This is a genomic window from Gemmiger sp. An120 (assembly GCF_002160955.1).
Classification (GTDB): Bacteria; Bacillota; Clostridia; order Oscillospirales; family Ruminococcaceae; genus Gemmiger_A; species Gemmiger_A avium.
Genome location: NZ_NFLN01000023.1, coordinates 13,360 through 36,058, shown reverse-complemented (window position 1 = coordinate 36,058; position 22,699 = coordinate 13,360). Strand labels below are relative to the sequence as shown.

The following is a 22,699-nucleotide window of genomic DNA, read 5'->3' as shown; positions in this document are numbered from 1 at the left end:
CAACGGCATTTTCACGGCAACGCCGACAGAGCGTATAACACACTACACTTTGCTTCGCAAAGTCGTGTGCCAAATGGGGGCGTTGCCCCCTTTGGAAACCCCCACAAGAAAAGGCGGTATGCTCCCCCTCCACGGGGCGCATACCGCCTTTTCTTGTTATCCAGCCCTCCGGCTGTATCGGTTAAGCAAAAGTCAGCGTGGGATTGATGTGGTATCTTTATCTAAGTGAAACCCCGGTCTCCCATTTGCTCACCGCCGGGGCGCTCACCCCCACACAGGCGGCCAGCTGTTCCTGGGTCAGGCCTTTTTCCCGGCGCAGCCGGGCCACCACGTCGCCAAACCGTTTTGTTGTTTCCATAATCGTGCCCTCGCTTTCCTGGGATGGACGCGCGCTTCCTCTGTCTGTATTGTACCCCCACGGAGCGTCACCCCGCAAGCGAGGCAAAGTTAAGCGGCAGGCAGTTTTTTCTGCCTGCCGTTCAAGTTTATGCAGGAATGGAGCCCTCAGCCGTATCGCTTGACAAAAAGGGCTTATACGGATACTATCTCTAATAGATATATCTAAAGGAGAGCGACCCATGGATATTTTATCGATTGCGATTCTGATTTTTGTTGTGATGGAATCGGCCAATGTGGCCATCCTGTACTTCTGGCCCGGCAGCCGTCTGGGTAATGGGGTAGGGGTGTTCAACGCCTTCCACAACAGCGAAAACGAAGAACAGAAGCTGTTTGCTTCTTACCTGGTCAACTGGGTGGCGGGGGTGAAGCTGATCTTTATCTTCCTGCTGGCGGTGATTCTGATTATCGGTACAGAGCCGCTGCGCCTGTGGGCGGTGGTGGCCATGATCCTGTCCATCGCCACCTATTTCTGGCGCCTGCATCCCACCATCAAAAAGCTGGATGCCATGGGTTGCATTACGCCCAAGGGATATTCCAAGGCGCTTGGCTGGATGATAACCGGCTTTATGGCGATGTTCACGCTGGCACTGGCCGCGCATATTCTGATGAAGGTGATGTGAGTATGAAACAATCCATTCGCAAAAACTGCTGATTGCTGCCGGCATTGTTCTGCTGTTGGTAGCTGTGTGTACCGGCGCGTTTTTCTGGTATGTGTCCGATTACTACCGGGCAGAAGATACAGCGCTGGCGGTACTGGTACAGGGAACCGGTATTACCGTGCAGGACAATCTGACCGTCCTGTCCCCATCCTATCCCACCGATACGGCCATTATCTTTTATCCCGGAGCCAAGGTGGAGGCGGAGGCCTATCTGCCCTTGCTGGATCAGATCCGCCAGACCGGGGTGACCTGTCTCCTGGTACATATGCCGTTCCACATGGCCATTTTTGATGCCAACGCGGCCGAAGAGGTCATTGACCAGTTCCCGGAGATCGAACACTGGTATATGGCCGGGCACTCCATGGGCGGCGCTATGGCTTCCCAGTTTGCGTCGCAGCACCCGGACGAAATCGAGGGCCTGATCCTGCTGGGTGCCTATATCTATGGGGACTATCCGGACGAAAAGACCCTGACCGTCTACGGCTCGCTGAACCAGAGTGTGGAAGACCACATCGACTACACCGAAAACATCGTGGAGATCGAGGGCGGCAACCATGCCCAGTTCGGCAACTATGGCCCGCAAAAAGGCGATCTCCCGGCAACCATTTCGGCGGAAGAACAGCAGGCACAAACGGTGGCGGCCATTGAACAATTCATGGCCGGATAAGCGTTTCCAAACCGATCCAAACAAAAAAGCGCGTTGCAGGATAAACCTGCAACGCGTTTTTTAATGCAATTTACCGCAGCACAAAGAACTGCTCGTACCAGAGGATGAAGCTGTAGATGCTCCAGATCTGGGTCATGGCGCCGGGCTTGGCGGTGCCGTTTTTGTGGCTGTCCAGCAGCCGGATGCAGGCCTCGGGCACAAAGAACTTGGCGCAAACCTCGCCCTCGAACTTCTCCCGCACCATGTTGTAGTACTTGTCCTGGCGCAGCCAGTCGTTCAGCGGCACCGGGAAGCCCAGCTTCTTGCGCTTGGCTACGCTCTCGGGCAGCTGGGCCATGGCGGCGCGGCGCAGGGCGATCTTGGTCTGTTCCTTGCCGCTGCGCAGCCGGGCGGGCAGGGCGGTGGCCACCTTCAGAACCTCCCGGTCCAGGAACGGCACCCGCAGCTCCAGGCTGTTGGCCATGCTCATCCGGTCGGCCTTGAGCAGGATGTCGTAGAGCATCCAGGTGTGGATGTCCACCCACTGCAGCTGGGTGGGCTCATCCAGCCCTTTCACCTGATCAAAATAGGGCTTGAACCATTCCTCCGGCTTTTTGCTGTGGTAGTCCTTTTTCAGATACTGATCCCGCTCAGCCGGGGTGGAGAACACATAGTTGGCCCGCATGAACCGCTGCCAGGGCTCCATGGCGCCCCGCATTACAAAGTTCTTGCCCTTGAAAGCGGGCAGGCGCTTGGCCAACGCGGCAGCCGCCTTGCGCAGCGGAGCAGGGGTCTTGCTGTATCCGGCAAAGTGCCAGGCGGCACAGTACATGGGGTACCCGCCGAACAGCTCATCCGCGCCCTCGCCGCTCAGCACTACCTTCACATACTTGGCCGCGTTCTTGGTCAGGAAGTAAAGCGGTACCTCGCTGGGGTTGGGCATCGGCTCGTCCAGATACCACTGGATGGTCTGGTTGGCCTCAAAGAATTCGTCGGCATTCACCTTGTTGGCGATGCTGGGCACCCCGATCTCCTTGCTGAACGCCTGGGCGTAGGGCAGCTCGGAGTACTTCTCCTCCTCGTACCCCACGCTGAACGACTTCACATGGGGGGTACCCTTGGCCACCTCGTTCACCACAAAGCTGGAGTCCACGCCGCTGGACAGGAAACAGCCCACCTCCACGTCGGCGATCTGATGGGCGGCCACGCTCTCGCTGAACACCTCGGTGATCTTCTTCTGCCATTCCTCGTCGGTCAGGCTCTCGTCCGCCTGGAAGCGGATATCAAAGTACCGGTGGGTTTTCAGCTTGCCGTCCTTCCAGCGCAGCCAGTGGGCGCCGGGCAGTTTGTACACACCCCGGAACATGGTCTCCTCGCCCGGGATGTACTCAATGGACAGGTACTCCGGCAGGCGCTCCTCATTCAGCTCCTTAACAAAGCCCGGATGGGGCAGGAAACTCTTGATCTCGCTGCCGAACAGGAAATGCCCGCCCTGGTTGTAGTAGTAATAGGGCTTGATGCCAAAGATGTCCCGGGCGCCGAACAACGTCTCGTTCTTCTTGTCCCAGAGCATAAAGGCAAACATGCCCCGCAGCTTGGCGGGCATATCCTCGCCCCACTGCTCGTAGCCGTGCAGCAGCACCTCGGTGTCCGACCGGGTGGAAAAGGTGTGGCCCGCCGCTTCCAGTTCGGCGCGCAGGGCCTGGAAGTTGTAGATCTCCCCGTTGAACACCACCACCAGGCTGCCGTCCTCATTGAACATGGGCTGGGTGCCGCCCTCCAGGTCGATGATGGACAGCCGCCGGTGCCCCAGGGCCACCCGCTCGTCCACATAGAAACCCTCGCCGTCCGGCCCCCGGTGGGCAATCAGGTCGCCCATCGCCTTGATGGTGGCCCGGGCTTCGGCCTGTTCCAGTTTTGCCGCGGCAAAACCTACAAATCCGCACATATGCGTTTCCCTCCGCTCTCAGTCTTTCAGGCTCTTGTTGCCGAAATACCGCTTGTACTTGCGGTAGTTGTTCAGCTGGTTCTTGATGTACCAGATGCCCCGCTTCAGGCTGAAATCCTCCTTGCAGAACAGCTGGTGGCTGGCCTTGCCCGCCCGGATCAGCGCTTCGGCCTGGGCCAGCAGATCCTTGTCCTTCAGATACCGGCGCAGGATGCCCGCCGGGGCGATCATCCACAGGCTCTGGGTATCGGCAATGGTCAGTTCGGCGGGCTTGTGCAGCACCACGTCGTCCACCAGCCATTTGGCCAGGTTGTAGCCGCTGGCGGTCACAAAGAAGCTGCTGCGTCCCTGCCGGGGATTCATCTCAAACATCTTGTACTGGCCGTCCCGCACGTCGTACTTCATGTCGAAGTTGGAGAAGCCTTCCCAGCCCACGTCCTCCAGGAACGCCTTCATCCGGCCCATCAGTTCCTCGTCCTTCACCGAAAGGATGGCCGCGTAGTTGCCGATGCCCTCGGGGGTCTGTTCTTCCAGCAGCGGACGTCCCAGCGCCATCAGCCGCACCTTGTGATCCAGGCCGGAGTAGCAGTTCAGCACCCGCATCTGGCAGTCCTCGCCGGGAATGTACTCCTGCAGCACCAGGCTGTCCTGGTAGCTGGAGGAATAGATGGCCGCCACGATCTCCTCAAATTCCTGCCGGTTGTTGGCGATGAACACCTTTTTCTTGTGGGGGAACTTGCAGTTCCAGTAGGCCACACTGTTGGAGGCCTTTACAATGCAGGGGAAATCAAAGGGCAGCTGCACCGTGCGCCAGTTTTCGGCGGTGCAGCCAAAGGTGCGGGGGAAGGCGATGCCGTGTGCCTCGCAGGCCTTGTAGAAGTTTTCCTTCATGTCCAGCTGTTCCCACAGCTCGGGGGTGGGGCAGGCGAAATGATACAGCCCCTCCAGCGCGGCCCGGTTGCGGGCCATCAGGCCGGTGTAGTTGTCGCCGCAGCTTACCAGCACCCGGGTGGTGTTCGGGTGGTCAGCGGCAAATTGTTTCATCACCGCCACAAAAACCTCGTCCTCTTCCAGGCGGGGCTCCACCACGGCGATCTTCACCAGCCTGGAGTTGGCGGTGGCGGCCAGCGCCCCCTTGCCAATAGCCAGGCTGGTCACGCCGTATTCCATATAAAAGCTGCGGGCCATGCCGTATACGTTGGCGTCACTGCCCAGCAGTACCGGCAAAAGATTCGTCAGCTGTTCCATACTTGATTCTGCCTCGATTCCCGCGCGCGCAGCGCGTGTAATAATACAAAGGGTCATACGGCTTTTATTGTACTTCCGCCGGGGCGGTATGTCAATGAAAAAGCCCTTTTAAAGCGGCTGTTTTCGTAGTATAATATCAGCAGGCTGTGCGCGTCTGGGCGCGCAGGCAAACCGAGAGCGGGCCAATGGTGCGCCCGCAGGAAAGGAATCAATGCCATGTGTGGAATCACAGGTTTTACCAGTAAACGGGCGGACAAGGCCGAGATCCTCACCGCCATGATGGACGCCATCGCCCACCGGGGGCCGGACGGCGCGGGGCAGTATACCGACGAGCAGGTGGCGCTGGGGCACCGGCGCCTGTCCATCCTTGATCTGGAGGGCGGCAAGCAGCCCATGTTCAACGAGGACGGCCGCCTGGTGGTGGTCTTCAACGGCGAGATCTACAACTTCCAGGCCCTGCGCACCGAACTGCAGGCCGCGGGCCATACCTTTGCCACCGACCATTCGGATACCGAAGTGCTGCTGCACGGCTACGAGGAATGGGGCCGGGAGATGGTCACCCGCCTGCGCGGTATGTTCGCCTTTGCCATCTGGGACAAGGCCGAGGGCAAACTGTTCTGCGCCCGGGACCATTTCGGCATCAAGCCCTTTTATTATTACCACAAGGGCGACAGCTTTATGTTCGGCAGCGAGATCAAGAGCTTTCTGGAAAATCCCGAGTTCGACAAGCGGTTCAACCCGGCCCAGCTGCAGCTGTATCTGAGCTTCCAGTACTCCCCGGGGGAGGATACCTTCTTCCAGAACGTGAAGAAGCTGCTGCCCGCCCATTGGCTGGAGTGGCAGGACGGCAAGGTAACGGTACAGCGGTACTGGTCGCCCTCCTTTGACGCGGACGAGACCCGCACCCTGGAGGACTGGGAAACCGACATCGAGGCCGCCATGAAAGAGAGCGTGGCCGCCCACAAGATCGCCGACGTGGAGGTGGGCAGCTTCTTGTCCAGCGGTGTGGACTCCAGCTACATGGCCTGCCTGGCCCATGTGGACAAGACCTTCACCGTGGGCTTTGCCGAGGCCCGGTACGACGAAACCCACTACGCCCAGGATTTCAGCAAGCATATCGGGGTGAAGAACTTTGCCTACCGCATCACCCCGGAGGAATACTGGGCCAACCTGCCCAAGATCCAGTATCACATGGACGAGCCCCTGGCCGACGCCGCCAGTGCCGCGCTGTATTTCGTCAACCGGGAGGCCGCCAAGCAGGTCAAGGTCTGCCTGTCCGGCGAGGGCGCGGACGAGTTCTTCGGCGGCTACAACATCTACAAGGAACCCTTTACCGTCAGCTGGTACGACCATGTGCCTCTGCCCATCCGCCGGGCGGTGGGCGCGGTGGCGGAAAAGCTGCCGCCGGTGCGGGGCCTGAACTTCCTGGTGCGCCGCAGCCGCCCGCTGGGAGAGCGGTACATCGGCAACACCGACCTGATGGGGGAGCGGCGCAAAAAGCAGCTGCTGCGCCATTATATCCCCGGCGTGCTGCCCACCGGCCTGTCCCGCCCGCTGTTTGACAAGACCAAAGGGCAGGATCCGGTCACCCGGATGCAGTTCACCGACCTGCAGCTGTGGATGGTGGGGGATATCCTGCTGAAAGCGGACAAGATGAGCATGGCCAACAGCCTGGAGCTGCGTGTGCCTTTCCTGGATCGGAAGGTGTTCGAGCTGGCCCGCCGCATTCCGGTGCGGTTCCGTGCCGACGCCCATAACACCAAGATCGCCATGCGCCGCGCTGCCCAGCGCAGCATTCCGCCCCAGACCGCCGACAAGAAAAAGCTGGGCTTCCCGGTACCGGTGCGCGCTTGGCTGCGGGATGAAAAGTACGCCGCCGTGGTGCGGGAGGCCTTCCACACCGAAGCTGCCCGGCAGTTCTTCCACACCGAAGCGCTGGACAAGATGCTGGATCAGCACCTGTCCGGAAAGCGGGATAACTGGCGGCAGATCTGGTGCGTATTTGTATTTCTTGTGTGGTACAACGAATATTTTGTAAAGCGGTGAGGGCCGCAAACCGAAAAATGGAGGTAACGCCATGCTGCTGAGAGACCTTTTCAACGGAGTGGAACACACCCTCGTGCAGGGCACGGCCGACCGGGAAGTCGCCGACGTGGTCTATGATACCCGCCGCCTTGTACCCGGCGCGCTCTTTGTCTGCATCGTGGGCACCAGCCGGGACAGCCATGACCTGGCTGCCGACGCGGTGGCCGCCGGGGCCGGGGTGCTGGTGATCCAGCACGATATCCCGCTGCCGGACGCTTCGGTCACGGTGATCCGTGTGCCCTCCAGCCGCCGGGCCCTGGCGCTGCTCAGCGCCAACTGGTTCGGCCATCCTGCCCGGGAGATGACCATGATCGGCATCACCGGCACCAAAGGCAAAACCACCACCGCCCATATGGTGCGGTCGGTGCTGCTGGCCGCCGGGCGCAAGACCGGCATCATCGGAACCAACGGCGTGGCCTACGGGGACGTGCAGCAGGAACTGCCCAACACCACCCCCGAAAGCTACGAACTGCAGCGGATGTTCCGGGAAATGCGCAACGCCGGCTGCGACAGCGTGGTCATGGAGGTGTCCAGCCAGGGCATCATGATGGACCGGGTCACCGGCATCGAGTTTGACGTGGGCGTGTTCACCAACCTGTATCACGACCATATCGGCGGCCCCGGCGAGCATGCCACCTTTGAGGAATACCGGGACTGGAAAGGCCAGCTGTTCCGCCGCTGCAAGCTGGGGGTGGTCAACGCCGACGACCCCAACACCGAAGCCCTGCTGGCGGGCCATACCTGCCGCCTGGTCACCTACGGCGTGCACAGCAACGCCGACTACCGGGCCGATAACCTGCAGCTGCTGCGGGCCGAGAACTTCCTGGGCATCACCTTCCACGTCACCGGCAAGGAAGAGATGCAGGTCAAGGTGAATATGCCCGGCGAATTCAGCGTCTACAACGCGCTGGCGGCCATTGCGGTAGGCCGGGAACTGGGCCTGCCCCACGACGCCATCCACAACGGCCTGACCGACATCGCGGTCAAGGGCCGGGTGGAGATGGTGCCCATCAGCAAGGAGTTCACCATCCTGATCGACTTTGCCCACAACGAGGCGGGCACCGAAAGTTTGCTCACCACCCTGCGGGCCTACAAACCCCACCGGCTGGTCTGCCTGTTCGGCTGCGGCGGCAACCGTTCCAAGCTGCGCCGGTACGGCATGGGCAAGGTAGCCAGCGAGATGGCGGACTTCCTCATCCTGACCGAGGACAACAACCGGTTTGAAAAGGTGGAGGACATCATTGCCGACATCCGGCAGGGCATTGCCCAGGGCAACCCTGATGTGCCCACCGTGGAGATCCCCGACCGGCTGGACGCCATCCACTACGCCATCGACCACGCCCAGCCCGGCGACCTGATCTGTGTCATCGGCAAGGGCCACGAGACCTACCGGGACCGGATGGGGGTCAAAACCCCGTTCCTGGAGCGGGAACTCATCGAGGAATATGCCCACCAGATCGGCCTGATCTGATTTTTCAAAATCATACATCCCCCCTGTCTGCGCGTATGGTATAGCAGACAGGGGGGATTTTCTATGCCATTTTTTCACCGTAACCCGGCCCGCCCGCCCCGGCGGCCCCGTCCCGCCGCGCCGCCGCCGGCCACCGCGGGGCAGTCCGCCGCTATGCGTCTGCGGGTGCGGATTCTGGCGGGCGCTATGGCGCTGACCGTGGCCGGGGTGCTGGTGGCGCGTCTGGCCTGGCTGCAGCTGGCCGACTCCACCTTCTACGCCGCCCGTGCCGCCCGCCAGCAGATGCGTTCCGCCACCGTGCCCGCACCCCGGGGGGATATCTGGTCCTCGGACGGCACCCTGCTGGCGGGCAGCGTCACCTGCTGGACCATCCGGGCGGTGCCCCGGGAAATGCAGGAGGAACTGCTGGACGCGGCCGCCGCCGATCTGGCGGAAATCCTGAACGAGGATGCTGAAAGTTTTGCCAAAAAGTTTGCCGACCGGAAAAGCAACGATGCTCTTTTGGCCCGCCGGGTGGACCGGGAAACCGCCGACGCAGTGCGGGCCTACTGCGAATCCACCGGCCTGTCCGGCATCCGCATCCAGCAGGATACCAAGCGTCTGTACCCGGAGGGGGATTTTGCCGCCAGCATCCTGGGCTTCACCAATGTGGACGGGGACGGTCTGGCCGGGCTGGAGCTGAAATACAACGAAACCCTCACCGGCATTGCGGGCAGCGTACTCACCGCCCGCAACGCCTGGGGCTATGACCTGGAACAGGCCGAGAGCATCTACCAGGCGCCGGTGCAGGGCAACAGTCTGACCCTGACCATCGACGCCAACATCCAACACTATCTGGAACAGCACCTGACCTACGCGGTGCAGGAGCATAACGTCTCCGCCCGGGCGGTGGGCATCGTGATGGATGTGAACACCGGGGCCATCCTGGCCATGGCCACGAAACCCGACTACGACCCCAATCAGCCCCGCCTGATCGCGGACGAGACCACCCGCGCGGCGGTGGACGCGCTGACCGGGGAGGAGCGCACCGCCGCTTTGCAGCTGGCGCAGCAGACCCAGTGGCGCAACAAGGCGGTAAGCGATCTGTACGAGCCGGGCTCGGTATTCAAGCTGATCACTGCCTCCGCCGCGCTGGACTGCGGCGCGGTGCAGCCGCTGACCCAGTTCACCTGCGGCAAATCCTACAAGGTGTCCGGGGTGGCGTTCCACTGTGCCAACAACAAGGCCCACGGCCTGCTCACGGTGCAGCAGGCGGTGGCCCAGTCCTGCAACCAGTCCCTGATCCAGATTGGCCAGCTGCTGGGCAAGGAGCGGTTCTACCAGTATTTCGAGGCGTTCGGCCTGACCGGCGCCACCGGCATCGACCTGCCCGCCGAGCCCGCCCGCAGCGAATACTATGCCGCCGAGCGGATGGGCCCGGTGGAGCTGGCCAGCTGTTCCTTCGGCCAGTCCAGCAAGATCACCCCCATCCAGATGATCACGGCAGTGGCGGCGGTGGTCAACGGGGGCAAGCTCATGCAGCCCTATGTGGTGGCCAAGGTCACCGACGCGACGGGCAATACAGTCAGCGAAACCCAGCCCCAGGCGCGCCGCCAGGTTATCACAGAGGAAACCAGCGCCGCCATGCGGGAGATACTGGAGCTCACCGTCTTGGAGGGCGGCGGCAAAAACGCCTATGTGGCCGGGTACCGGGTGGGCGGAAAATCTGGTACCAGCCAGAAGCTGGACTCCGAGGACGAGAAAGCCCGCATCGCCAGCTTTGTGGGGGTGGCCCCCATCGACGATCCCCGGATTGCCGTGCTGATCTGCCTGGACGAACCCCACAGCTTCACCACCGCCGGCGGCAGCCTGTCCGCCCCGGTGGTGGCCCAGGTCATTGAGGATACCCTGTCCTACTGGGGTGTGCCCCGGGTGTATACCCAGGAGGAACTGGACGCCATGCAGACCACCGTGCCCAGCCTGGCAGGCTCCGCGCCGGACAAGGCGCTGGAACGGCTGGCGAACAACGGCCTTACCGGCAAGGTGGTAGGGGAGGGGGAGACCGTCCTGCGCCAGTACCCGGAGGCAGGCCAGACCCTGCCCCGGGGTTCTACCGTGCTGCTCTATACCACCGATGCGCAGCCCCTGTCGGTGACGGTTCCGTCGCTGGCCGGGCAGAGCTATGACCAGGCGGTGGCCGCGCTGCGGGCCGCCGGGCTCAACCTGTGCGCCGAGGGCCCCGCCTGGTCCCAGGGCGCGGTGGCGGTATCCCAGAGCCTGACCGAGGGCCAGAGCGTACCGATGGGCAGCGTGGTCACCGCCCGATTCTGCGATTATTCCGCGGTGGACGATTAGCGGCCCGTCTGCCTGCGCACACTGATACGGGGCCCTGCGCCCTCAAGGAGGATTTCCTGTCATGCGTTTGCGTTCTGTGAAAGAGAGGCTGTTCCTCGCCGGGCTGCCGGGGATGGACCTGCCTTTTTCCCTTCTGGTGCTCACCCTGCTCTGCTTCGGTCTGGTCATGCTGTACAGCGCCAGCTGCGCGGTGGGGCAGTACCGGTTTGACGATCCCTATACCTACATCCGCCCGCAGCTGCTCTTTGCGCTGGTGGGGCTGGCCGCTCTCTGGGTTGCCAGCCGCCTGGACTACCATATCCTGCACGCCTGGGCCTGGCCGCTGTTTGGCCTGTCGCTGGTGCTGCTGGTGGTGGTGCTTTTCATGCCGGAATACAACGGCTGCCGCCGCTGGATTGTCATTCCGGGCCTGGGCACTCTGCAGCCCAGCGAGATCGCCAAATTTTCGGTGATCGTGCTGTTCAGCCATCTGATCTCCCTGAACCATCCAAAAATGAAAAGCTTTTCGGTGGGGGTGCTGCCCTTTGCGCTGATCCTGGGCGCGGTGACGGTGCTCATGCTGCTGGAACCGCACCTGTCCGGCACGCTGCTGATCCTGGCCATCGGGGCGGTGCTGATGTTTGTGGGCGGCACCGGCCTGCGCTGGTTCGCGCTGGCGGGCGGCGGTGCGCTGGCCGCTTTGGCCGGGGCGCTGATCCTGCTGCCGGATCTGGTGCCCTATGCGGCCAGCCGCCTGTCCAGCTGGCTGGATCCCTTTGCCGACCCGCTGGGCGCGGGGCACCAGACCATTCAAAGCCTGTACGCCATCGGCTCGGGCGGCGCGCTGGGCCTGGGGCTGGGCAACAGCCGCCAGAAACACCTCTACGTGCCCGAACCCCAGAACGATTTTATCTTTTCCATCCTCTGTGAGGAACTGGGCTTTGTGGGCGCAACGCTGGTGATCCTGCTGTTTGTGCTGCTGCTTACCCGGGGCCTTGTCATTGCGCTGCGGGCCGCGGATAAATTCGGCGCGCTGCTCACGGTGGGCTTTACGGTGCAGGTGGTGCTGCAGGCCGCCCTGAACATGGCGGTAGTCACCAACACCATTCCCAATACCGGCATCAGCCTGCCCTTCTTTTCCTCCGGCGGCACCAGCCTGATGATGCTGCTGGGGGAGATGGGGCTGGTGCTCTCGGTGGCCCGTCAGGGGGATCGTCCCGGCCTGTAATACCCCGGATGGCACATTTTTTGAACCAAACCGCCCTGCTTCTCATACATTGGGGTACAAAACAAGCAAACGGGGGCGGTAACAGTGGGGGAGATCTTGCGGGTACGGGGCGGCAGGCCCCTGGAAGGTACAGTGCGCCTGCCCAGCGCCAAAAACAGCGTATTGCCGATCCTGGCGGCGGCGGTGCTGGCCGACGGGCCGGTAGTGCTGCGGGATGTGCCGGATCTGGCCGACGTACATGCCAGCGTGGCTATCCTGCGGGCGCTGGGCCTTACGGTGCGCCGCCGGGGCGGGGATCTGCACCTGCTGCCCGCCCCGGTGCCGGGCTGGCAGCTGCCGGAAGCTCCCGCCCGGGCCATGCGCAGTTCGGTGTTTTACCTGGCCCCGGTGCTGCATCGGGCGGGCTGTGTGCGGATGCCGATGCCCGGCGGCTGCCGCCTGGGCCCCCGCCCCATCGACATCCATCTGGATGGATTGTCTCGCATGGGGGCACAGACCCTGTGGGAGGACGGCTGGCTGGAACTGCGCACCTCCGCCCGTCTGCAGGGAATCGATTATACCCTGCGCCTGCCCAGCGTGGGCGCCACCGAAACCCTGCTCATGGCAGCGGCCCTGGCCAAAGGGGACACTGTACTGCGGAACGTGGCCCGGGAACCGGAGATCCGGGACCTGGCAGATTTCCTCAATGCCTGCGGTGCACGGATCGAGGGCGCGGGGCAACCGGTTATCCGGGTACAGGGCAAAACATCCCTGCATGGGGCGCGGCACCGTCCCATCCCGGACCGGATCGTGGCGGCCACGGTGGCGGCAGCGGTGGCGGGTTGCGGCGGCTGTGTGACCATGCTGGGCACCGGGGAGGACCCCCTCGGCCCAGTGGCCGACGTACTGGAGCGGGCAGGCTGCCACACCGACCACCCCGTCCCGGAAAGCTGGCGGGTGCAGCGGCAGGATCGCCTGCAGGGGGTAGGGCTTGTGCGCACCGGCGTGTGGCCGGGCTTTTCCACCGACGCGGCCCCGGTGGTGGCGGGCGGTCTGTTGGCAGCCCAGGGGGACACCGTAGTGGAGGACACGGTCTTTGAGGACCGCTTCGCCTGTGCCGAGGGCTTTGCCCAGCTGGGCGGGCAGGTCTGTCGCCGGGGCCGGGCGCTGGCGATGCATGGCCCGGTGCAGCTGAGCGGGGCCCGGGTGCGGGCCGCGGATCTGCGGGGCGGCGCGGGCCTTGCGGTGGCGGCGCTGGCCGCGGCAGGGGAGAGCGTAGTGGAGGGCGCGGAGTATGTGCGCCGTGGCTACGCCGACCTGGCCGGGATGTTCCGGGCGCTGGGGGCGGATGTGTGCGCCGGCCGCGAAAACCGGGCCTGACCATCCGCTTTTCACAAAACAGCCCGGTGCAATTTGCGGTTTTGCACAAACACCCGCGGCCAAAAGATGCCGCACATCCCAAAATACGGATTTTCAGGGCGAACCATAGCCGGTGCGCCCTGCATTTCTGCGTCTTCGCGCAATTTGTCTATATTTTTGCTGTTTCTGCCACCCTTCCGTACTTGAATTTGCCCGTCAAATCTGGTACTCTTAATACCAGTAGTACCACTTGGGACGAACTATGCCCTTTTAAGGTACCGTCGCCAGGTCTGCACAAGACGGCGTTTGCCTTGAACCAGGGTTGTCTGATATTGTTTGCCTGGGCAGGAAAAAAGTTTTAGGGGGATTTGAAACATGAGCTTCATTCTGGACGAAGAGGTGCAGGGCATCACCAACATTAAGGTCATCGGCGTGGGCGGTGGCGGCGGCAACGCGGTCAACCGCATGGTCCAGGGCGGCATGCAGGGGGTCGAGTTCATTGTTATGAACACCGACCAGCAGGCTCTGATGAACAACAAGGCTACCCAGAAGGTCCAGCTGGGCGCCAAGCTCACCCGCGGCCGCGGTGCAGGCGCCGACCCCGAGGTTGGCCAGCGCGCCGCCGAGGAAAGCAAGGACGAGATCGCCGCCGCGCTGAAGGGCGCGCAGATGGCGTTTATCACCGCCGGTATGGGCGGCGGCACCGGCACCGGCGCGGCCCCCATTGTGGCGCAGATTGCCCATGACCTGGGCATCCTGACCGTTGGTATCGTTACCAAGCCCTTTGCCTTTGAAGGCCGCCGCAAGATGGTGCTGGCCGAGCAGGGCATTGCCGGGCTGCTCATGCATGTGGACAGCCTGATCGTGATCCCCAACGAGCGCCTGAAACTCATCAGCGAGGAAAAGATCACCCTGATGAACGCCTTTGAAGCGGCCGACAACGTGCTGCGTCAGGGCGTGGAGAGCATCTCCAACCTGATCAACGTGCCCGCCTTCATCAACCTGGACTTCGCCGACGTGCGCAGCGTCATGAAGGATGCCGGCTACGCGCACATGGGCGTGGGCCGTGCCAAGGGCGCCAACAAGGCCGAGAACGCCGCCAAGGCTGCCATCTCCAGCCCGTTGCTGGAAACCAGCATCTCCGGCGCCCGCGGCGTCATCATCAACTTCACCTCCTCCCAGGATATCGCCATGGAGGAAGTGGAGCAGGCTGCCAGCCTGATCACCAAGTCCGCGCATCCGGATGCGAACATCATCTGGGGTATTGCTTTCGACGAGCAGCTCAACGACGAGATGAGCATCACCGTCGTGGCCACCGGCTTCGAGAGCGTGCCGGAGCAGACCGCCGTGGGCGAGGCACAGGCTGCCGGCGCTACCGGTTATGTGAAGACCCCCACCCCGGTGTTCACCGGCGACGGCACCGCCGCGGCCGCTTCTCCTGCGCCCGCGCAGCCTGAGAAGGACGACGACAGCCACTACTTCGATTCCATCCTGGACATCATCAACAACCGGCACTGATCCGTTTGGCCGCGCTAGGGAGGTGAACCCCCATGGCAGTACCGGAACAACGCGAGGGGTTCAAAACCTCGCTGATCGGCTTTAACAAGGCGGACGTGCTGGCCTGCATCGATGCGCTCAGCGCCCAGGCCCGCCAGCAGCAGGAACAGCTGCGTACCCAGGCGGAACAGACCCAGGCACAGCTGCAGGCCCGCCTGGACGCGCTCCAGGCAGAAAAAGCCCAGCTGGAGCAGCAGGCGGTGCAGATGCAGCAGGAGATCGGGGCCGAACGCCAGCGGGCGGACGCCGCCCAGCAGCGCGCCAACGATCTGGGCCAGAAGCTGGCCCGGGAACAGTCCAATGCCGAAAATTTCCGCCGCCGCCTGTTCAACCGGGAAAAAGAGAACCGGGAACTGCGGGAGGCGAACGCCCGTCTGACCAGCGAAGCCCAGGCCACCGGCCGGGAGCTGGAACAGGCCCGCCGCACCGAGCAGGAGCAGCAGCTCCAGCTGGCGCAGCGGCAGCTGCAGATGGACAGGGAAGCCGCCGAAGCCCGTGCCCGTCTGGCGCAGGAGCGGCAGGCCGAACAGCAGCTTATGACCCGCAGCGCCCAGGACATCTCCGATTCGGTGGCCCGCCTGCGGGACGAGCTGGCCCGTGTGGACGAGCAGATTGCCCGTGCCCAGGCACAGCTGACCCAGGCAACCGGCGCAATCTACGCCGCTCTGGGCGAAACCGATCAGCACCTGCAGCAGCTGGGAGCCCAGGCCCGCAGCTTCCCCAACCCGCCGCCGCAGCCGGTGGAATCCCCCGAACCGCCGGAAATGCCCGCGCCTGTGCCGGAACCTGCACAGCCGGAATCCCCGGCGCCCGCCGCACCGGCATCGCAGCCCAAACCGGAAGCGCATGCCGCCGCGCCGCTGCGCCGTCCCCGTCCGCAGCCCCGCCGCCGCACCCGCGCCGAGCAGCTGCTGGATGTGATCGACCGGTTCCTGGGCGTATAACAGCTGAATATTCATACAAAAAAGCACCGGAGGACCCGTCGGTCCCCGGTGCTTTTTCGTCCCCGCGGCGGCGGGGCAATTTCCCTGCCGCGGTTGTTTTACAAATCCCCGGTTTGGTGGTACAATATATAAGTCTATCTATGTGCATTTCTCCGGCTCGGTCTGTGCCGGGGTGGGGCGGACACCGCCCTTTGCCGATTGTTTTGAGGGAGTTACAGGGACTATGGCACAAACAAAACGCAATTCGACCACGGCCCGTTCGGGTACGGGAAAATCCACGGCGGGTACTAGGCGCACCACTACCCGCAGCAAAAAGAAACCGCCGGAACTGGATAAAAGCTGGAGCATCCTGCTGTTCGGCGTGGGGCTGCTGCTCTGCGCCATGGCGTTTGTCCCCGGCGAATCCGCCTGGAAAGCCGTCCGCACCGCTCTGTTCGGGGTGTTCGGAATGCCGTTCTACCTGCTGGGGCTGTTTTTGCTTTACTGGGCGGTGCTGGTGGCGCTGGAACAGCCCATCCGTGCCCGCTGCCTGCGCGCGCTGGCCTTTTTCATCATGCTCTGCGGCTGTCTGGTAGCCTTTTCGCCGGTGCAGCTGTCCGGGCTGGATTTCAAGGGCGTCATGGCGGCGCTGTTCCAGAACGGCCAGAACCTGTTTGGCGGCGGTGTGCTGGGCGGCCTTGTAGGCGGCAGCCTGCTGCTGCTCTGCGGCCCCATTGCAGCCCGCATCATCCTGATCATCCTGCTGCTGGCCAGCGTCATGCTGATCACCGGCGTGACCCCCGGCGATGCCTGGCAGTTCCTGGCCGATCTGTTCGGCGACTGGCAGGCCGATCATGAGGAGCGCCAGGAAGAGCGGGAAGCCCGCCGTCAAGCCCGGGAAGAAGCCCGGGAGGAGGCCCGCCGCCGTCAGCTGGAAGAACAGGCCGCGGAACCCCGTGTTCCTGCCCGGGTGTGCCGTCGTTCGGTGGACGTGGATCTGGGCCCCGACCCGATCAACGAGACCGCTGGCGAGGCGGTGCGCCCCGAACCGGACGAACCGGTCGTGGGCCCGGGCGGTACCTTCGGGCAGTTCCCCGCCGCCGCCCCTGCCGAGCCGGAAGAGGTCTTTGAAACCACCATCACCCTGCCCGGTTCGGAGCCGGAGATGCCCGCCCCGCCGGACTTCTCCTTCCTGAATCCGGAAGAAGCTGCTCAGCCTGCCCAGCCGCAGCCGTCTGCCGAGATGGAGCCTGCCGTAGAGGCTCAGGCCGCGCCCGCTTCCGGCGGCGAGCTGGATCACCTGGTGCGCAAGGCCATGGCGGAACCCTCGCTCACTCCGGCCAAGGTCACCGGCGAACCCGGCGATCAGATGCGGATGGCGCCTGCCGCCGCCGGCGAGCCGGAAGCCTATCACTACCCGCCGCTGACCCTGTTCCAGGAGTCCCCTGCCGGGGAGGACACCGGCGTGGAGGACGAACTGCGCAAGAACGCCGAGGTCCTGGTGGGTACGCTGGAAAGCTTCGGCGTCAAGACCCGTGTGCTGGATATCTGCCGCGGCCCCTCGGTCACCCGGTATGAGCTGCAGCCGCTGGCCGGCGTCAAGATCAGCCGTATCACCAGCCTGGCCGACGACATCGCCCTGAACCTGGCCACCGCCGGTGTCCGTATTGAGGCCCCGATCCCCGGCAAGCCCGCCGTGGGCATCGAGGTGCCCAACCGGCACAGTTCGCCGGTGTTCATCCGCAGCATCTTTGAGACCCCGGTCTACACCAAGAGCGCCTCGCCGCTGACCATCGCCCTGGGCAAGGACATCGCGGGCGCGCCCCAGGTGGCGGACCTGTGCAAGATGCCCCACCTGCTGATTGCCGGTTCCACCGGTAGTGGTAAATCGGTCTGTGTCAACAGCATTATCATCAGCTTCCTGTATAAGTCCAGCCCCGAGGATGTAAAACTGATCCTCATCGACCCCAAGGTGGTGGAGCTGGCCGAGTACAACGGCATCCCGCACCTGCTCATGCCGGTGGTCACCGAACCCCGCAAGGCGGCGGGCGCGCTGGGCAGCGCGGTGGCCGAGATGGAGCGCCGCTACCGCCTGTTCGCCGAGAACAACGTGCGTGACATCAAGAGCTACAACCGGATGGCCGCCGAAGCCGGCGACGTGGACAAGCTGCCCTATATCGCCATTATCATCGACGAGCTGGCCGACCTGATGATGGTGGCGGGCAAAGAGGTGGAGGACTACATCTGCCGCATTGCCCAGAAAGCCCGCGCCGCGGGCATGCACCTGATCGTGGCCACCCAGCGTCCCAGTGTGGACGTTATCACCGGCCTGATCAAGGCCAACATTCCCAGCCGCATCGCCTTTGCGGTGTCCAGCCAGGTGGACAGCCGTACCATCCTGGACTCCGGCGGCGCGGAAAAGCTGCTGGGTATGGGCGATATGCTCTTCATGCCGGTAGGCGCCTCCAAGCCGGTGCGTATCCAGGGCACCTATGTAAAGGATGAAGAGATCGCCTCGGTGCTGGAGTTCGTCAAGAAGGACAACAGCTCCCAGTACAATGAAGAGATGATCGCCGAAATGGAAAAACGCGCCGTGCCCGAAAAAGGCGCGGAGAGCGGCGGCGACGAGGATGGCGGCCACGACCCGATGCTGCGTCAGGCCGCCGAGGTGGTCATCGACGCAGGCCTGGCATCCACCAGCCTGCTGCAGCGGCGGTGTAAGCTGGGCTATGCCCGTGCCGCCCGCATTATGGACGAGATGGAGCAGCTGGGCATCATCGGCCCCTACCAGGGCGCCAAGCCCCGCGAGGTGCTGATGACCCGCCAGCAGCTGATCGAAATGACCATGAACAACCCGGAAAGCACCGACGCCTGACCGGGTCCGAAACCGCGCCGACCCGCCCGACGGGGCGGCGCGGTATTGCCCTGTGAGGCACATAAGGAGCGATGTATATGTATACAGAATTTTTGCCCATCAGCCGCCAGGACATGGAGAGCCGGGGCTGGGACCAGGTGGACTATGTGCTGGTCACCGGCGACGCCTACGTGGACCATCCCAGCTTCGGCGCGGCCATCATCAGCCGGGTGCTGGAAGCGGAGGGCTTCCGGGTCGGCGTGCTCAGCCAGCCGGATTTTACCACCTGCGAAAGCTTTAAGGAATTCGGCCGTCCCCGCTACGGCTTTTTCATCGGCGGCGGCAACGTGGACAGCATGGTAGCCCACTACTCGGTGGCCAAGGTGCGCCGCGCCGAGGATGAGTACACCCCCGGCGGCAAGGCGGGCCGCCGTCCCGACCGCAGCGCCACCGTGTACAGCCAGCTGGCCAAACAGGCCTATCCCGACCTGCCGGTGATCCTGGGCGGTCTGGAAGCCTCCCTGCGCCGGTTTGCCCATTACGACTACTGGATGGACGAGGTGCTGCCCAGCATCGCCGAGACCTCCGGCGCGGACCTGATCTCCTTCGGCATGGGGGAACACCAGACCCGCACCATTGCCCGCCGTCTGGCAAACGGGGAACCGGTGGAATCCATTCGGGATGTGGCCGGTACCTGCTACATGACCGACTTTGCCGGTTTGCCGGAAAAATACGTGGAGTGCGCGGGCTTCAATAAGGTCAAGGCCGACAAGGTGGCCTATGCCCGGGCCTGCCGCATCCAGATGGACAACCAGGACCCGGTCTCCGGCCAGATCGTGGTGCAGAAACAGAGCCAGAAATACCTGGTGCAGAACATCCCGTCCAAGCCCCTGACCCGCCGGGAACTGGACGAGGTGGCGGCCCTGCCCTTTACCCGCCGCTACCATCCCAGCTACGACGCGCTGGGCGGCGTACCCGCCATTGAGGAGGTGGAGTTCTCCATCATCCACAACCGGGGCTGCTACGGCGGCTGCAACTTCTGCGCCATCACCCTGCATCAGGGCCGCCGCGTCACCAGCCGCAGCGCCGACAGCGTGGTGGCCGAGGGTGAGCGCATCGCCCAGAGCTCCGGCTTTAAGGGGTACATCCACGACGTGGGCGGCCCCACCGCCAACTTCCGTCTTCCCAGCTGCGCCAAGCAGATGCGGGAGGGCATGTGCCAGGGCGGCAAAAAGTGCCTGGCCCCCAGCCCCTGCCCCCATCTGATCGTGGATCACAGCGAGTATCTGGGCATCCTGCGCCGCCTGCGGGCCATTCCCGGGGTGAAAAAGGTGTTCATCCGCAGCGGTATCCGCTACGACTACCTGATCCGTGACAAGGACGAGAGCTTCTTCAAGGAACTGGTGCAGCACCACATCTCCGGTCAGCTCAAGGTGGCCCCGGAACACTGCGCCCCCGCCACCCTGGCCTATATGGGCAAGCCGCCGATCGAAACCTACAACAAGTTCTCCAAGCGGTTCTATGAGCTCACCAAGCAGGCAGGCAAGCAGCAGTATCTGGTGCCCTACCTGATGAGCAGCCATCCCGGCAGTACCCTGAAGGACGCGGTCATCCTGGCCGAATACCTGTACCGCAACCACATCCGGCCGGAGCAGGTGCAGGATTTCTATCCCACCCCCGGCACCGTGTCCACCTGCATGTTCTACACCGGTCTTGACCCCTATACCCTGAAACCCGTGTTCGTGGAAAAGACCCCCGAGGGCAAGGCGCTGCAGCGGGCACTGCTCCAGTATTATGAGCCCCGCAACGCCGCCCGGGTCGTCAAAGCGCTGAAGCTGACCCACCGGGAAGACCTGATCCCCCTGCTGGTTCCCGCCAGTGCCCGCCGAAAGGAAAGTAAGCCATGGCAAAACGAAAAACGTCCCGCCGCTCCCGCGGCAAAACGGCGCAGCAGCAAGCGGCGCTGAATAACCTGATCCGTACCCTGATCGGCCTGGCCGCCGCTCTGGTGGCCATCCTCGGGGTCAACCACTATATGGGTGGTCCCTCTCCCTGGGAGGGGCTGCCCGTCTTTGATGGTTCTTCCTCCGTCTCCGCGCCCGCCGCCTCTGTCCCGGCCTCCTCCAGCGCGCCTTCCGGCTCCGCCTCCGGTGAGACCACCACGCTGCGCTTTCTGGATGTGGGCCAGGCGGACGCAACCCTGATCCAGCAGGGAAGCGGATTCATCCTGATCGACGCGGCGGACTCTGCCCACGACGAGGAACTGATCCACGACCTGCAGGCCGCCGGGGTGCAGACCATTGATCTGCTGATTATGACCCATCCCCACGCCGACCATATCGGCGCCATGGCCGATGTACTGGAAACCTTTACGGTCAAGCAGGTGCTGCTGCCGGACTTTGACAAAGCCCCGCTGCCCACCACCCGCACCTTTGAAAAGGTCCTGGAACAGATCGAAACCCAGAACATTCCCACCGTAACGGCCCAGCCGGGCTGGACCTTCACCCTGGGCGAAGGCACCCTCACCGTGCTGGGCGCGGGGGTGGAAACCAAGAACTACAACGAACTGAGCATCGCCGGGCGCTTTGATTCCCCGGACCTGACCTACCTGTTCACCGGCGACGGTGAGAGCGGGGTAGAGCAGGACCTGCTGGACAGCGGCGCAAACCTGTCCGCCCAGGTGTATAAAGCGGGCCATCACGGCTCGTCCACCTCCAGCGGGGAGAAGTTTCTGTCTTATGTCCGGCCGCAGATTTCCATTATCAGCTGCGGGGTGGACAACGACTACGGCCATCCCGACGCCGAAACCCTGGATAAACTGAACGCCATCGGCGCGCAGATCTACCGCACCGACCTGCAGGGCACCATTACCGTGCGCCGCGTAAACGGCCAGCTGCAGGTTGAGACCGAAAAGGAGGCTGCCTGATGCTCTGTTCCGTGGACCGCATTACCCCCCGTACCGTCTATCTGGAGGATGAGGAGGGCCGTACCCTCACCGTTGCCCCAGATCAGCTTGCCCCCGGCGTGGCCGAAGGCGATCTGGTCCGGCAGGAGAGCGACAACCTCTGGCATACCGACCCTGCCGCCACCGAGGCCCGGCGCGCCCGCATCCGGGCACGCCTTGACCGTCTGAACCGAAAGGAGCCCTGACCCTATGTACATTCGCCAGCTTTTCGCCCAAAAACCCTGTGTGTTTTCGCTGGAGGTCTTTCCGCCCAAGCAGCAGGCCAGCTATGAATCCCTGCAGAACGCCCTGCGCCAGATGGCGGAACTGAAACCCGATTTTATCAGCGTAACCTACGGGGCGGGCGGCACGGCGCCGGGCGGGGTATCCACCTGCCAGATTGCCTCGTTTCTGAAAAACGAACTGAACATTGAGCCGCTGGCCCATCTGACCTGCGTGGGTGCCAGCGAGGAAGTGCTCCGCGCCCGCCTGGACGAACTGTTTGCCGCCGGCATCCGCAACGTGCTCACCCTGCGGGGTGACAAAAACCCGGAACGTCCGCTGCAGCCGCCCTTCCTGCACGCCAGCGACCTGGCCGCCTTTGTGCAGGGGCAGTACGGCAGCTTCGGCTTGTCCGGCGCCTGCTATCCGGAAGGCCACCCCGAAAGCGCCACCCTGGCCCAGGACGTGACCAACCTGCTCAAAAAGCAGCAGGCGGGCGTGACCCATCTGGTCACCCAGCTGTTCTTTGATGAACTGCACTTCTACCGCTTTTTGAACATGGCCCGCAAGGCCGGGGTGGATCTGCCGGTATCGGCGGGGGTTATGCCCATCGTCAACCAGCGGCAGATCCAGCGCACCGTGGCCCTGTCCGCCGCCAGCCTGCCGCCCAAGTTCACCAAGATGATCGCCCGCTGGCAGGATGACCCCGCCTCTCTCTACGACGCGGGCATCGACTACGCCATCGAACAGCTGCGCGGCCTGATTCAGGGCGGCGCGGACGGCGTGCATCTGTACGCCATGAACAACCCGGAAGTGGCCCGCCGCGTCTGGCAGGGCATCGCGGACCTGCTGTAAAAGGAGCCG

General features: G+C 63.4%; 16 protein-coding genes and 1 pseudogene. 14 read left to right on the top strand and 3 right to left on the bottom strand.

The window, feature by feature from the left end:
* Positions 1–226 precede the first annotated feature (226 nt).
* Positions 227–358 (bottom strand): annotated as a pseudogene (locus B5E65_RS14060) (helix-turn-helix domain-containing protein); the annotation flags it as partial.
* 220 nt (positions 359–578) lie between these two features.
* Here B5E65_RS14060 and B5E65_RS14055 point away from each other — a divergent pair.
* The gene (locus tag B5E65_RS14055; protein WP_087172394.1) at positions 579–1,019 is read left to right on the top strand and encodes a hypothetical protein; all 441 of its coding nucleotides are present in this window, start codon (positions 579–581) and stop codon (positions 1,017–1,019) included.
* A gap of 64 nt (positions 1,020–1,083) precedes the next feature.
* Positions 1,084–1,725, top strand: coding sequence for an alpha/beta fold hydrolase (locus B5E65_RS14050; RefSeq protein WP_242957566.1), 642 nt, complete (start codon positions 1,084–1,086; stop codon positions 1,723–1,725).
* A gap of 70 nt (positions 1,726–1,795) precedes the next feature.
* On the opposite strand, the gene asnB (B5E65_RS14045) is transcribed toward B5E65_RS14050, so the two are convergent.
* Both asnB (B5E65_RS14045) and B5E65_RS14040 read right to left on the bottom strand, forming a co-directional pair.
* On the bottom strand, positions 1,796–3,652 hold the full coding sequence (asnB, locus tag B5E65_RS14045) for an asparagine synthase (glutamine-hydrolyzing) (protein ID WP_087172392.1): 1,857 nt from the start codon (positions 3,650–3,652) through the stop codon (positions 1,796–1,798).
* An 18-nt stretch (positions 3,653–3,670) separates the two neighbouring features.
* Positions 3,671–4,900, bottom strand: coding sequence for a carboxylate--amine ligase (locus B5E65_RS14040; RefSeq protein ID WP_087172391.1), 1,230 nt, complete (start codon positions 4,898–4,900; stop codon positions 3,671–3,673).
* Between the two features lie 216 nt (positions 4,901–5,116).
* Here B5E65_RS14040 and asnB (B5E65_RS14035) point away from each other — a divergent pair, with 216 nt between their 5' ends.
* The 12 genes from asnB (B5E65_RS14035) (at position 5,117) to B5E65_RS13980 (ending at position 22,690) form a co-directional block, all read left to right on the top strand.
* Positions 5,117–6,946 carry an asparagine synthase (glutamine-hydrolyzing) gene (asnB, locus tag B5E65_RS14035; RefSeq protein WP_087172390.1) on the top strand — a complete coding sequence of 610 codons (1,830 nt, stop codon included), beginning with the start codon at positions 5,117–5,119 and terminating at the stop codon, positions 6,944–6,946.
* A 31-nt stretch (positions 6,947–6,977) separates the two neighbouring features.
* On the top strand, positions 6,978–8,456 hold the full coding sequence (locus B5E65_RS14030; protein WP_087172389.1) for a UDP-N-acetylmuramoyl-L-alanyl-D-glutamate--2,6-diaminopimelate ligase: 1,479 nt from the start codon (positions 6,978–6,980) through the stop codon (positions 8,454–8,456).
* Positions 8,457–8,519: 63 nt separating this feature from the next.
* Positions 8,520–10,790, top strand: coding sequence for a penicillin-binding transpeptidase domain-containing protein (locus B5E65_RS14025; RefSeq protein WP_087172388.1), 2,271 nt, complete (start codon positions 8,520–8,522; stop codon positions 10,788–10,790).
* Between the two features lie 61 nt (positions 10,791–10,851).
* Entirely contained in the window at positions 10,852–11,997 is a 1,146-nt protein-coding gene (locus B5E65_RS14020) for an FtsW/RodA/SpoVE family cell cycle protein (protein ID WP_242957565.1), read from the top strand.
* A gap of 84 nt (positions 11,998–12,081) precedes the next feature.
* Positions 12,082–13,356 (top strand): UDP-N-acetylglucosamine 1-carboxyvinyltransferase, encoded by a 1,275-nt coding sequence (locus B5E65_RS14015; RefSeq protein ID WP_158098604.1) that lies wholly within the window; start codon positions 12,082–12,084, stop codon positions 13,354–13,356.
* Positions 13,357–13,710: 354 nt separating this feature from the next.
* Complete coding sequence (ftsZ, locus tag B5E65_RS14010) at positions 13,711–14,853, top strand: cell division protein FtsZ (RefSeq protein ID WP_087172386.1); 1,143 nt, start codon at positions 13,711–13,713, stop codon at positions 14,851–14,853.
* Positions 14,854–14,885: 32 nt separating this feature from the next.
* Positions 14,886–15,836, top strand: coding sequence for a coiled-coil domain-containing protein (locus B5E65_RS16745; protein ID WP_087172385.1), 951 nt, complete (start codon positions 14,886–14,888; stop codon positions 15,834–15,836).
* Positions 15,837–16,059: 223 nt separating this feature from the next.
* Positions 16,060–18,690, top strand: a complete 2,631-nt coding sequence (locus B5E65_RS14000; RefSeq protein WP_087172384.1) for a DNA translocase FtsK — start codon at positions 16,060–16,062, stop codon at positions 18,688–18,690.
* A gap of 71 nt (positions 18,691–18,761) precedes the next feature.
* Complete coding sequence (locus tag B5E65_RS13995) at positions 18,762–20,636, top strand: YgiQ family radical SAM protein (RefSeq protein WP_087172383.1); 1,875 nt, start codon at positions 18,762–18,764, stop codon at positions 20,634–20,636.
* Positions 20,573–21,595: a ComEC/Rec2 family competence protein gene (locus B5E65_RS13990; RefSeq protein WP_087172382.1), complete on the top strand. Its 1,023-nt coding sequence runs from the start codon at positions 20,573–20,575 to the stop codon at positions 21,593–21,595. The genes B5E65_RS13995 and B5E65_RS13990 overlap by 64 nt, the downstream gene beginning before the upstream one ends.
* Positions 21,595–21,819 carry a DUF3006 family protein gene (locus tag B5E65_RS13985; RefSeq protein WP_087172381.1) on the top strand — a complete coding sequence of 75 codons (225 nt, stop codon included), beginning with the start codon at positions 21,595–21,597 and terminating at the stop codon, positions 21,817–21,819. The genes B5E65_RS13990 and B5E65_RS13985 overlap by 1 nt, the downstream gene beginning before the upstream one ends.
* 4 nt (positions 21,820–21,823) lie before the next feature.
* Positions 21,824–22,690, top strand: a complete 867-nt coding sequence (locus B5E65_RS13980) for a methylenetetrahydrofolate reductase (protein WP_087172380.1) — start codon at positions 21,824–21,826, stop codon at positions 22,688–22,690.
* The last annotated feature ends 9 nt before the right edge of the window (positions 22,691–22,699 follow it).

Bases quoted from the DNA above. Each gene is read 5' to 3' on its own strand.
- B5E65_RS14020 (WP_242957565.1), top strand. From the start codon at position 10,852: ATGCGTTTGCGTTCTGTGAAAGAGAGGCTGTTCCTCGCCGGGCTGCCG.
- B5E65_RS14055 (WP_087172394.1), top strand. From the start codon at position 579: ATGGATATTTTATCGATTGCGATTCTGATTTTTGTTGTGATGGAATCG.
- B5E65_RS14030 (WP_087172389.1), top strand. From the start codon at position 6,978: ATGCTGCTGAGAGACCTTTTCAACGGAGTGGAACACACCCTCGTGCAG.
- B5E65_RS13990 (WP_087172382.1), top strand. From the start codon at position 20,573: ATGGCAAAACGAAAAACGTCCCGCCGCTCCCGCGGCAAAACGGCGCAG.
- B5E65_RS14040 (WP_087172391.1), bottom strand. From the start codon at position 4,900: ATGGAACAGCTGACGAATCTTTTGCCGGTACTGCTGGGCAGTGACGCC.
- ftsZ (WP_087172386.1), top strand. From the start codon at position 13,711: ATGAGCTTCATTCTGGACGAAGAGGTGCAGGGCATCACCAACATTAAG.
- B5E65_RS13985 (WP_087172381.1), top strand. From the start codon at position 21,595: ATGCTCTGTTCCGTGGACCGCATTACCCCCCGTACCGTCTATCTGGAG.
- B5E65_RS14000 (WP_087172384.1), top strand. From the start codon at position 16,060: ATGGCACAAACAAAACGCAATTCGACCACGGCCCGTTCGGGTACGGGA.
- B5E65_RS16745 (WP_087172385.1), top strand. From the start codon at position 14,886: ATGGCAGTACCGGAACAACGCGAGGGGTTCAAAACCTCGCTGATCGGC.
- asnB (WP_087172390.1), top strand. From the start codon at position 5,117: ATGTGTGGAATCACAGGTTTTACCAGTAAACGGGCGGACAAGGCCGAG.
- asnB (WP_087172392.1), bottom strand. From the start codon at position 3,652: ATGTGCGGATTTGTAGGTTTTGCCGCGGCAAAACTGGAACAGGCCGAA.
- B5E65_RS14025 (WP_087172388.1), top strand. From the start codon at position 8,520: ATGCCATTTTTTCACCGTAACCCGGCCCGCCCGCCCCGGCGGCCCCGT.
- B5E65_RS13980 (WP_087172380.1), top strand. From the start codon at position 21,824: ATGTACATTCGCCAGCTTTTCGCCCAAAAACCCTGTGTGTTTTCGCTG.
- B5E65_RS13995 (WP_087172383.1), top strand. From the start codon at position 18,762: ATGTATATGTATACAGAATTTTTGCCCATCAGCCGCCAGGACATGGAG.